The following is an 11,402-nucleotide window of genomic DNA, read 5'->3' on the forward strand; positions in this document are numbered from 1 at the left end:
TTTAATACATATGTTTATTAACTCACTAAAATATTGATTATGGCGATTCTATCATACGCCCTTTTCCGCTTATATTGCCAGTCTCTTTTATTTGAGGCCGCTCAACAATTTTCTTCCCTGATTGTTCAGTAAGAAATCCTTTGTAGCTCAACCACACACTATCCGTAAACTTATAATGAACAAAATAATGATCAGGGTAATTCTTACCGGCATATTGGTTTTATGCATCAGCCAGATATTGTTTGCCCAGGATGCCAATTATTGGTCTGCCAGTTATGGGCCCGGAGCCTTTTTTACACCGGGCGCAGTGATAGCAAATAACCAGGACAGTGGTGTACTGTTCTACAATCCTGCATTACAGGCGCTTACTAAAAAGAAAACCGCTTCTATTACCGGGAATATTTACCAGCTGGAATCCATTAAGGTGAAGAACGGTGCGGGAACCGGTAAAGACCTGCATTCCCGTATCATTTCCAGTGTACCGCAGATGCTGTCAGGCATCGTGTCTGTAGGACGAAGGAAGCCCGTGTATTTTGGCTATGCGCTTACGAATATATCTGTGCTTAATTACAACGTTTCCCAGCAGCAGGATGCGAAACTGGATGTGATAGACAGGGGTGGAAGCCCCGGTCTGGAATATTATGTGGGCCAATATAATTTTCAGAATCATACAAGAGAAGCATCAGCCCTCATCAGTACAGGGTTCAGGCTTTCCAACCGTTGGGCAATTGGTTTTATGGCGGAAGGCCAGTCCCGTTCCCAGCATTACAGCGAAGCTTTTACCTCCCGCGCACTGGTGAACGATAGTACTTCCAGTACGCAGCCCCTGGCCAGCAATGAAGGGGCTTACCAGGTAGATGATCATCATATCGGTTTGCGATTAAAACTTGGCCTGAGCTATGAAGCAGGGAAGCATCACCTGGGGTTATTGCTGTCGTCTCCCCTTATTCATCTGCGTGGGAGAGGAACGCTGCTGAGCAATAACGCGATCGCAAATGTTCATTTTATCGACGATGAGCCGGTTAACCTGCTGGCCAATACGCGGCAAACCAATCTTAAAACGAATTACAAGGTACCAGCCAGTATAGCCCTGGGATATGCATACGACTATGATAAAGGACAGGTATATGCAGCAGCGGAATATTTTATGAAAGAGAAAGACTATAACATCCTTACCCCTAGGCCGGAGTTTTTTGTACGGCCGGATACGGGAAACAGTAACTTATCCACTGTGGCATTGCTGGAAATGCGCGAAGCCAGAAAAGCAATTTTTAATATATCCGTTGGCGTTAGTTACCGGCTGAAACCATTATTAACAGGCTATTGCTCTTTCAGAACCGATTTTAATTATGCAGATAGAAAGGACACAGACGGTTTTTTACCTAATACATCCACATGGGATAACTACTATTGCCAGCTTGGAGTGAATGTTAAAAGAAGTAAGTATAATCTCCGCGCAGGTGTTCTCTTAGGTTATGGACATACCAACAGCTATCAGCAGCCCATTAACTTTGATGATCCGAAGGAATCCAATCTTCTTAGCGGCACTATTGGCACGGTACCGGCTACACGAATAACTGCTGCATTGGTGATTGCCTTTATTCATAACCTGTAACGCACTTCAAGCGGGGGACTTACCGGAAAGAGAAAACCGGCCAGCCGGGGTGCTTATGAGCCCGCGCCCGCCCAATGCTTCAGATTGGCACCCCATTTGAACCTATAAGAGTATAAATAAGATGGTTATGAAAAAGATGTTGATAGTCACCTGTTTAGCAATAGCAGGTTTATTGTATGGGAATACAGGCCATGCCCAGGTAAGGGTAAATGTAAACGTGAATATAGGCAGTCAGCCGCTGTGGGGGCCCGTAGGGTATGATTATGCAGAATATTACTACCTGCCTGATGTAGATGCCTATTATTATGTACCCGAACAACGTTTTATTTATCTCCATGGCGGAAGGTGGGTTTTTGCCCCTGCTTTACCAGCCAGTTATCACTATGATCTGAACAGGGGTTACAAGGTAGTTGTAAATGAGCCAAAGCCCTATCTTCACCCGGATGTTTACCGGAGCAAATATGGGAAGTACAAAGGCAATTATGGTAAACAGCAGATTATCCGTTACAGCAATGATGAAAAGTATTACGTGGTAAAAGGACACCCAGGTAACGGAAAATACAAACAGGATAAAGGAAATAAAGGTAACAAGGGTAATAAAGGTAATAAGGGCAGGGGGCATAAAGATTAATTTCCCGGATAAAAAAAGATGTAAAGCCCGTACAGGCTTTACATCTTCCTGAAAATAAATTTAATTACCTGCTGGTAATATTTATATCAATAGCGCTATGCACTTTTGCCAACAGCTCTGCCCCGGAAAACGGCTTGGTAATAATATCATCTCCCGGACATTTTTCTCTCAACGCATCAATATCTTCCGATCCTGCAATGATCAGAATCGGTATTCTTCTGGTATGAATATTTGTTTTCAGGTGCCTGCATACTTCCTGTATGCTTACACCGGGCATTTGATTATTCAAAATAAACAAATCCGGTTTCTCAAACGATCCTTCCAGTAATTGTTTCGCATCATTCAAGAAAAACACCTGATAATGTTTCCTGAGCAATGATGATAAAAGTAATCTTATATCAACATCGCTTTCTGTGATTAGGATTTTCCTGTTCATAGCCTTACGATTTTGATGTGCCCAAATAGTAAAACCAATATCGCACCAGAATTGTTTAGCCTGTTTTCAACGAGTTGATTTTTAACTATTTAATAAATGTGATATCATTTTACTTTTAGATATTTTTGGAGAGAATCTGCCCCAAGCCGGGGCACAACTGGTTGGTTACAACATGGCATCTGCGGCCAGTTCACTGATATTTACCTGGTGAACAGAAATAGCGACATTTATTTCACTGCATGCCAGGTGGCAGATATATGGAGGCAGTATGGACAGGGTATGAAGTTGCCATGTATGCTGGTCATAGTGAACTACATCTGTTGTAGTATTAAGCAGATGCAGTGCGTCGTTCAGCCCTGTGCCGGCAGCCTTTAATACCGCTTCCTTCTTTGTCCAGTACCGGTAGAAAATGGCCGGTGGTGCAGGATCCTGGCAGATGTTGTACCATTCTTCCCCGCTGAACTGTTGCCGGAAATCATCCATTGGCAATAGCTGGGGTTTTTCAATATCAATCCCGACACGGCCTTTTTCAGCCACTGCGAAGGCCACTGCAGTAGCGGAATGCGTAATATTAAAATCGGGTGCTCCATTGATAAAAGGGCGCCGGTTGGCGGTGTATTCAATATCGGCGAGGGTATATGGAAGCTGCCGGCGCAGCAATGAATACCGCAATAAGTGTTTTCCCAGGAGTGCGGCGTGTGCATCTTCCCACCGGCGGTACCGGTAAACGGCGGCGCGTAAGTTCTCGGGGAGAACAGCCGCCAGCCTGCTGAAAACGGGAGCCGGCATCGGCGTATCATAGCAGGTATAATAAACGGTGATCGCCACAGGCCCCATATCTTCGTTAAAATTTTCACATTTTTTTTGCAATTCCATTTAGGATTTCTTTTTAATTTGGGCGCCGTCTGGAATAATCAACTATCATTTTTCCAATGCTGTACTTAGAAGTAAATAGCTATTATTTCATCTGAATATAATTATTATTTATTAATCTCATGTTAGCAATGTCAGCAAGCAACAACCAACATCGCCGGAGGATCGCCCGGAATCTGCCCTCTTTTTTTTGTTTATTCCTTTTATCTGTGTCATTCACCAAACAAAGCACGGCGCAGGCAAACAAACATTCAGAGCCACCTTTTACGGCCAGGCTCATCAACATTGAGGCGGCCACCAATACGCCCTTTATCTACAACACCAGGTTACATAACACTGCTGCCGCATCCCGTGTATACCAGCTTTCTGCCAATGTTCCCCCGGGATGGAATGCTTCTTTTAAAGTAGAGGGCGTACAGGTAACCTCATTGAATATCGATTCAGAAAAAACACAGGATATTACCCTGGAAATTAATCCCGCTATAGAAACCAAGCCCGGGAAATATAATATACCGGTACTGGCGGTAACAGGTGCTGATACTGCAAAGCTGAACCTGGAAGCAGTAGTGAAAGGATCATACAGCGTTTCTCTCACTACGCCATCCGGCAGGTTGAGCGATGAAATAACTGAAGGCAACCGCAAAGAGATCCACCTGGTGGTAAAGAACACCGGCACTATTGCGCTTGATAACCTCGATCTTTCCAGCCAGGCGCCCCCGCAGTGGGACGCTGCATTTGTACCATCTACCATCACCCGCCTGGAGCCCGGTAAGGATGCGGAGGTTACCGCCACGCTGAGCGTACCTGATAAAACCATTGCCGGTGATTATGTAACCAACTTCTCCGTTAAAAATACCAACGCTTCCTCCAGTGCATCTTTCCGTATGACAGTTACCACATCCGTTCTTACCGGGTGGATTGGCATACTGGTGATAGTAGCCGCATTAGGCGTTGTGTATTACCTTATCCGTAAATATGGCAGGAGATAGCTTATGGAACAACCAATTATTGAGATCAACGGGCTGACCAAATACTACGGCTCCCTGAAGGCCGTGGATAACCTACACCTGTCGATAAACAAAGGTGAAATATTCGGGTTGCTTGGTCCCAATGGCGCCGGGAAATCAACCACAATACTAATGCTGCTCGGTCTTACCGAGCCTTCTGCCGGACAAGCGCATATCTGCGGCCTGAATGCTGCGCGCAATCCTATTCCAGTGAAACGCAAAGTGGGATATATGCCGGATAACGTGGGCTTTTACAATGAGCTAACGGCACTGGAGAATCTTACATATATCGGGCGACTGAACGGTATCCCGGAAGCGGAAGTAAAGGACCGTGCGAGGAACATGCTGGTGGAAGTAGGACTGGAAGCTGCCATACATAAAAAAGCAGGAGCCTTTTCCCGTGGTATGAAACAGCGTCTCGGCCTGGCGGATGTGCTGCTGAAGCAACCGGAGGTGATCATCCTGGATGAGCCTACACTAGGTATTGACCCTACGGGTGTGAGGGACTTCCTGGAACTGATCCGGCAGTTAAGCGAGGCGCAGGGGCTTACGATATTATTGTCGTCCCATCACCTGCACCAGGTGCAGCAGGTGTGTAATCGTGTAGGCATATTCGTTGGTGGGCGCCTGTTGGCGGAAGGCAATATTGAAACCCTGGCTGCTAACCTGTTCAATGCAGCTCCCTATGCAGTGCAGGTAACGCTGAAAGCAGCCATCAGTGAGGCGAACGGACTGGAGAAAGACATCCTCCGGATGCCGGCGGTAAGCAAAGTAACAGTAGATGGAACAGTAGTGGAAATATCAGGAGAGGAAGATATTACGCCTGATATTGTACGCTTCTTTGTGCAGCGTGGTTTTGATGTTACCGGCGTTCAACAGAAAAGCTATGGCCTTGATGAGATCTATCAACGGTATTTTGAAAATAATTTAAAGGAAAACGCGTCCAATGAAAAGTCAAGCGGCCTATTTCAACGGTCTTTTTTCAGCAGGTTCAAAAAGCAGTAATCCTAAAGCCACCAGTCCTTTCTTTGCCATGGTAAGGAAGGAGGTGGCAGACCAGGTACATAGCTGGCGCTTCATTATCCTGGCGGGATTGATACTGCTTACTTTCCTGGGATCTATGTATGTATCCATAACCAATATCAGTAAGGCAGTATCAAATATCAATGACCCGGACAGGTTATACCTGTACCTGAAGCTGCTTACTACAACAGACGGGTCGTTGCCGCCCTTTCATATCTTCATCGGCTTCCTTGGGCCGTTGCTGGGTATCAGCCTGGGTTTTGACACCATCAATTCAGAGCAGTCAAGCGGCACGCTGATCCGGCTGATGGCGCAACCGGTTTACCGCGATTCAGTGATCAACGCTAAGTTCGTGGCCTCGCTCATTGTTATCAGCACGCTTTTCCTGTCACTTAACTTATTGATGATAGGTGGGGGATTAGTTATTACCGGTGTAAGTATGGAACCGTCTGAATTGGTGCGTATACTGTGCTTTGTAATATTGAGCGTGATCTACGTATCATTCTGGCTGAACCTTTCCATACTGCTTTCAGTGAAGTTTCGGCAACCGGCTACATCGGCATTAACGGCCATTGCTATCTGGTTGTTTTTTACGGTCTTTTACCAGATCATCGTGAATGTTATTATCAAAGCATTCCTGCCTAGCCCTGATGTACTGAGCCAGGATCAGCTGGTAGCATATAACAGGATCATTTTAACTTTCCTGCGTTTTGTGCCGAGCCAGTTGTACACAGATGCGACCACTACTTTACTGATGCCTTCTGTGCGTAGCCTGGGGCCTCTTACAATGGAACAAATGGCCGGCGCCATACCGTCGCCGTTGTCGGTGAGGGAAAGCCTGCTGGTGGTATGGCCACAGGTGAGCGGCCTTATTGCCGCTACGGTTGTTTGCTTTGCGCTTTCCTATTATCTTTTTATGCGGAGGGAAATAAGGACTTAAAAAGATGGCCGCTCTACCAGTTTACAGAGGTTCTTGAGATGCATCTTTTTTTTCTGAAGCACCATGTTAATGATATCTGCCCCCATCTTTGTAAAGTCGGTGGAAATGGTAGCAATACCATTGGCAGCAATTTCCTTGATGGGAATATCATTATAGGAGATGATCCCAATATCTTTTCCCAGCTTGAGGGACAATGCGCTGATCCGCTTTACAAGATGCACCAGGTCGCCGTCATGTACCAATATATACAATTCGCCGGGCGTCAGCGGTTTATTATCCACGTGGGTAATAACCGCTGAGCGGATCCCGGATTCCCTGCAGAACAGCCGGAAGCCGCTTTCAATCTGGCTGAGATTATAGAACCCCGGGCCTGTTACCAGTACCAGCTTGTTGTATTTGCGACGGATCTTTGTGAGATGCTGACGCAATACCTGGTAAATATCTTCCCGGAAATACTGGCATACAGAAGGATATTTTGTGCCCCAGTCCCGGTATCCCAGATCAAGGATGTAGATCTTATGCTGCGGCAGCTGCATTAACGAAGGGGTAATGCCCTTATCATTAATAGGCATGATGATGTAGGCGGTGTACTTACCATTGCTTTGTGCCAGCAGCGTGTTAAACAATGCAACGTTATTATGATGAAAGTAAATGCTCACCGTTCCTTTACCGGCGATCGTATCTTTTATGCTTTCATATATTTCTTCTTTGTAGGCAGTAAGACTGTTGAACAGTACAAAGATGTTGTGTGTTGACAGCGTATTAGTGCTGGCTACAAAATATCCTTTATACCTTACGGCAGATATGATGCCCGCCTGTGTGAGGCTGCGGAAAGCCTGCATCACGGTTTTGGGAGCAATGCCGGTATTTTCGCAAACCTGGTTTACGGAAGGGAGTTTATCACCGATCCTTAACTGCCTGGTATCAATTGCATTGATAATGAACTGCATGATCTGCTGGTACTTTGGAGCATCCGAAGAATGGTCGAGTGAAATAACCGGCTTCATATATTCTTGTATTTATTTTTCAAATAGCCAATCCAGTTGTTGTGTACTGTCTGTTTTCCCGTTTGTATTATACCTGCTGATCTCCTGGTCGCCGTTTATAAAGCCCAGTAACAGGCAGGCTCCTTTGCCCAATATAAATGTATGTTCGCCCGTATCAAAATAATAAGTATGTACGTTTACCGGCGGCATGGAGGAAACAGACAGGGCGTGTACCATCCTGACGGTGGCCTGTCCCTTATCATCCGCACTGGCATCAGTTTCCAGGTCGGGCGCCTGCAGGCAGGTTTTCTCTTTTGTATCAAAATAACCGACTAGCAATTTTACCGGGCGGGTATTCCTGAAGCGAAGACTGGTGCCATTCTCCTGTTGTTGCTGCATGGAAAAGGGTAATGGTGCAAAGCCATATGGGCTATATAGACCTGCTGCCTGCACTGCCGGATGCATGGCCCACCGGGGATATTAGCGGCCTGTGCGCAAGGGGAGGCTTTATACTGGATATCCGCTGGCAGCAGGGCAGGTTGGAGCAACTAACGGTAACGGCTACCTCGGATGGCCCGTGTGAGCTGCGTTATAAAGATCAAACCATAAAATTTGCAGCTAAGCAGGGTAAACACTACCGGTTAAAGGTAACAGCCGGACAGCTGAAAATTGTGCCGTAATTATATCTTTATGAAGAAGTATTGCTTTTTATTTGCTTTCTTTCTTTCAGCTTTCGCTGCGGTGGCGCAGGAAGTAAAGCCCGAGGCTACGGAAGACTGGTCCACACCGCCTCCGCTGGTAACGCCCGGTAAAATTGCGCAGCCGCCGTCGGATGCCGTTGTGCTGTTTGCCGGTGAGAAGGACCTCGGCAAATGGGAGCACCTGGATAGCAGCGCTGTAAAATGGACAATAAACAAAGGGGAACTAACGGTAACGCCTAAAGCAAAAGACATCCGCACACGGCAGTTGTTCGGAAATATACAGCTGCATATGGAATGGAAAACGCCTGATCCCCGCGAGGATCATGGTAATAGCCGGGGCAACAGCGGGGTGCTGTTTATGGGGCTGTATGAGCTGCAGATCTATGAAAGCTACCGGGATCTGCATAAGATCTATTACAACGGGCAGGCAGGGAGTATCTACAAGCAATATGCACCGCTGGTGAATGCCTGCCTGCCGCCGCAAACCTGGCAAACATTTGACGCGGTATTTGAGGCCCCGGTGTTTAATGCCGACAGATCGCTCAAAACACCTGCCTATATCACTGTATTCCATAATGGGGTATTAGTACAATGCCACGTGGCGATTAAAGGTCCTATGGTATATGCAGGTTATCCCCGGTACAGGTATCATGAAAATAAATTGCCATTGGTATTGCAGGAGCATAACAGCCGTGTTAGCTTCCGCAATATCTGGGTTAGGGAATTTTAAATCAGATCAGATGAAAAAGATATTTTATTTAGTGCTCGCTGTTATCTCCGCTGTTACTGCAACGGCGCAGCAAAACTATCCTTCCCGCCTGACCGTGGCCAAAGACGGGAGCGGGGATTATACTACCATCCAGGAGGCGGTAGATGCAGTGCGGGCCTATTCTCCCGTGCCGCTTACCATTACAGTTAAAAATGGAGTGTATCATGAAAAACTGGTCATTCCTTCCTGGGTAACAAACATTACATTTATCGGGGAAAGCCGCGACAGTACAATTATTACCAATGATGATTATTCCGGTAAACAGGTGGGAGATAAGAAGCTGAGCACATTCAATTCCTACACCGTATGGGTGCAGGGCAATGATGTAAAAATGGAGAACCTCACCATACGCAATACCGCAGGACGTATAGGCCAGGCCGTTGCATTACATGTGGATGGCAATCATTTCGTGATCCGTAACTGTAACCTGCTTGGTAACCAGGATACACTGCTTACCGCTAATGATAACAGTTGTCAGTATTATGAAAATTGCCTCATTGCCGGTACCACCGATTTTATTTTTGGCCCGGCTACCGCGTTGTTCCGCCGTTGTACTATCAGGAGCCTTTCCGATTCCTATATTACCGCTGCATCTACCACGAAGGAACAGGCATACGGTTACGTGTTCCTGGAATGTAATCTTACCGCTGCCCAGGAAGCACAGAAGGTATATCTCGGCAGGCCGTGGCGGGCATATGCACACACTGTATTTATCCGCTGCGAAATGGGAAAGCATATCCTGCCGGCAGGCTGGCATAACTGGGGTAAAACGGAAAACGAACAAACTGCTTTCTACGCGGAGTATGATAACAGGGGAGAAGGCGCAGCTGTTGCCGTAAGAGTGCCCTGGAGCAAACAACTCAGCGCTGCGGAAGCGGCTCAATATATAACTGCAAAAATATTCGGTGGTTGGGATCCCGCTGTTAAATAAAAATAACTGGTATGAATATACGAAATACAAGCATTTTATTTACCGCCTGCCTGGGAATAACGGTACAGTCGTTTGCACAGTATTCCTGGAAGCAGCTGCCCCGGATAGCGTCGCCTGTTTTTAAGAAAGATACATTCAGCATCATCTCTTACGGCGCTATAGCTGATGGGATTACACTGAATACGGCGGCCATTAATAAGGCAATAGCCACCTGCAGCATGAAAGGCGGCGGCGTAGTGCTGGTGCCGGAAGGCCTGTGGCTCACCGGGCCCGTGGAAATGAAAAGTAATGTGAACCTGCATCTGAAAAGCGGCGCCACGCTCTTGTTTACACCTGATAAAAACCAATACCCGCTGGTGGAAGGTTCGTATGAAGGCCGCTCCGCTGCCCGTAATCAATCGCCGGTGAGCGGAAGCGGCCTGCATGATATTGCCATTACAGGTAAAGGGATCATAGATGGCAACGGTGATGTATGGAGGGCGGTAGGCAAGGGGCAAATGACGGAAAGCGAATGGAAGAAGAAAATAGCCTCCGGAGGCGTGTTGGGGAAGAATGGTAATGAATGGTATCCGAGTGAGCAGTATAAAAAAGCAAAGGAAGAAGGTATGAGTATGCTGTTGGTACCCGGTAAACCACTGGCAGATTTTGCCGTGATGAAAGATTTTCTACGCCCAAACCTGGTAGCGCTCACCAACTGTGAAAGAGTGTTGCTGGAAGGGATCACCTTCCAGAATTCCGCCGCCTGGTGCCTGCATCCCTCGCTTTGTGAAGATCTCACCCTACGTAACCTGCTGGTGAAGAACCCATCGTACGCCCAGAACGGCGATGGGGCTGATATTGAGTCCTGCCGCAACTTCCTGGTGGAAGGCTGCATATTTGATGTAGGCGATGATGCGATTTGTATCAAATCCGGTAAAGATGAAGAAGGGCGCAAACGCGGCAAGCCAACAGAGAATGGCATAGTGCGTAACAGTACTGTATATAAAGCGCATGGAGGTTTTGTAATCGGCAGTGAAATGAGCGGCGGCGCCAGGAATATTTTTGTATATAACTGCACTTTCATAGGCACAGACAAGGGGTTACGCTTTAAATCCACCCGTGGCCGCGGAGGTGTGGTAGAGAAGATCTTTGCAAAAAATATATTCATGAAGGATATCGTGGAAGAAGCGGTGTTTTTTGATCTTTATTACTTTGTAAAATTTGCTACCGACAGCAAGCGGGATGAGCGGCCACAGGTGAATGAAGGTACACCCGTATTCAGGGATATGGAGTTTGATAATATTATTTGTAATGGGGCGAAGAAAGCCATTTTTATCCGCGGGCTGCCGGAGATGCCGGTAAAAAATATCCGCATTACCAACAGTGTTTTTAAAACGGTGATCGGAAAAGAATTAACCGATGCAGATAATATTGTGCTCGATAACGTACGGCTTACCACGCAGCAGCCACGCGATACTTCTTTTGCTGTATTACAGGAGGTTTCCAGATAG

The 11,402-nt window shown here is 46.7% G+C and carries 13 protein-coding genes; 9 read left to right on the plus strand and 4 right to left on the minus strand.

What is annotated here, in order from left to right; all coding sequences use genetic code 11:
* The first annotated feature begins 187 nt into the window (after window positions 1–187).
* Together FN124_RS13755 and FN124_RS13760 are read left to right on the plus strand one after the other, a co-directional pair.
* Complete coding sequence (locus tag FN124_RS13755) at window positions 188–1,615, plus strand: hypothetical protein (protein WP_221887773.1); 1,428 nt, start codon at window positions 188–190, stop codon at window positions 1,613–1,615.
* Between the two features lie 127 nt (window positions 1,616–1,742).
* On the plus strand, window positions 1,743–2,246 hold the full coding sequence (locus FN124_RS13760) for a hypothetical protein (protein ID WP_142685281.1): 504 nt from the start codon (window positions 1,743–1,745) through the stop codon (window positions 2,244–2,246).
* A gap of 64 nt (window positions 2,247–2,310) precedes the next feature.
* Here the strand turns inward: FN124_RS13760 and FN124_RS13765 are convergent, their stop codons facing one another.
* Window positions 2,311–2,682: a response regulator gene (locus tag FN124_RS13765; RefSeq protein WP_142685282.1), complete on the minus strand. Its 372-nt coding sequence runs from the start codon at window positions 2,680–2,682 to the stop codon at window positions 2,311–2,313.
* A 165-nt stretch (window positions 2,683–2,847) separates the two neighbouring features.
* Complete coding sequence (locus tag FN124_RS13770) at window positions 2,848–3,558, minus strand: 4'-phosphopantetheinyl transferase family protein (RefSeq protein ID WP_142685283.1); 711 nt, start codon at window positions 3,556–3,558, stop codon at window positions 2,848–2,850.
* Between the two features lie 206 nt (window positions 3,559–3,764).
* Between FN124_RS13770 and FN124_RS13775 the strand changes: the two genes are divergently transcribed.
* Genes FN124_RS13775 through FN124_RS13785 form a run of 3 tightly spaced genes read left to right on the plus strand, consistent with a single transcriptional unit; the run spans window position 3,765 to window position 6,525 of the window.
* Window positions 3,765–4,544, plus strand: coding sequence for a COG1470 family protein (locus FN124_RS13775; protein WP_260607424.1), 780 nt, complete (start codon window positions 3,765–3,767; stop codon window positions 4,542–4,544).
* A 3-nt stretch (window positions 4,545–4,547) separates the two neighbouring features.
* On the plus strand, window positions 4,548–5,567 hold the full coding sequence (locus FN124_RS13780) for an ABC transporter ATP-binding protein (protein WP_142685285.1): 1,020 nt from the start codon (window positions 4,548–4,550) through the stop codon (window positions 5,565–5,567).
* Window positions 5,509–6,525: an ABC transporter permease gene (locus FN124_RS13785; protein WP_142685286.1), complete on the plus strand. Its 1,017-nt coding sequence runs from the start codon at window positions 5,509–5,511 to the stop codon at window positions 6,523–6,525. Before FN124_RS13780 ends, FN124_RS13785 begins: the two co-directional genes overlap by 59 nt.
* Here the strand turns inward: FN124_RS13785 and FN124_RS13790 are convergent.
* Both FN124_RS13790 and FN124_RS13795 read right to left on the minus strand, forming a co-directional pair.
* Window positions 6,522–7,532, minus strand: a complete 1,011-nt coding sequence (locus FN124_RS13790; protein ID WP_142685287.1) for a GntR family transcriptional regulator — start codon at window positions 7,530–7,532, stop codon at window positions 6,522–6,524. The genes FN124_RS13785 and FN124_RS13790 overlap by 4 nt on opposite strands.
* A gap of 12 nt (window positions 7,533–7,544) precedes the next feature.
* Window positions 7,545–7,910, minus strand: a complete 366-nt coding sequence (locus FN124_RS13795; RefSeq protein ID WP_142685288.1) for a hypothetical protein — start codon at window positions 7,908–7,910, stop codon at window positions 7,545–7,547.
* 14 nt (window positions 7,911–7,924) lie between these two features.
* Here FN124_RS13795 and FN124_RS13800 point away from each other — a divergent pair, with 14 nt between their 5' ends.
* Genes FN124_RS13800 through FN124_RS13815 form a run of 4 tightly spaced genes read left to right on the plus strand, consistent with a single transcriptional unit; the run spans window position 7,925 to window position 11,402 of the window.
* Window positions 7,925–8,191, plus strand: a complete 267-nt coding sequence (locus FN124_RS13800) for a glycoside hydrolase family 95-like protein (protein WP_221887774.1) — start codon at window positions 7,925–7,927, stop codon at window positions 8,189–8,191.
* A 10-nt stretch (window positions 8,192–8,201) separates the two neighbouring features.
* Window positions 8,202–8,942 carry a 3-keto-disaccharide hydrolase gene (locus FN124_RS13805; protein ID WP_142685290.1) on the plus strand — a complete coding sequence of 247 codons (741 nt, stop codon included), beginning with the start codon at window positions 8,202–8,204 and terminating at the stop codon, window positions 8,940–8,942.
* 10 nt (window positions 8,943–8,952) lie between these two features.
* On the plus strand, window positions 8,953–9,912 hold the full coding sequence (locus FN124_RS13810; RefSeq protein WP_142685291.1) for a pectinesterase family protein: 960 nt from the start codon (window positions 8,953–8,955) through the stop codon (window positions 9,910–9,912).
* Between the two features lie 11 nt (window positions 9,913–9,923).
* Window positions 9,924–11,402 (plus strand): glycoside hydrolase family 28 protein, encoded by a 1,479-nt coding sequence (locus FN124_RS13815; protein WP_142685292.1) that lies wholly within the window; start codon window positions 9,924–9,926, stop codon window positions 11,400–11,402.

Source organism: Chitinophaga polysaccharea, assembly GCF_902150045.1.
Taxonomy (GTDB): Bacteria; Bacteroidota; Bacteroidia; order Chitinophagales; family Chitinophagaceae; genus Chitinophaga; species Chitinophaga polysaccharea_A.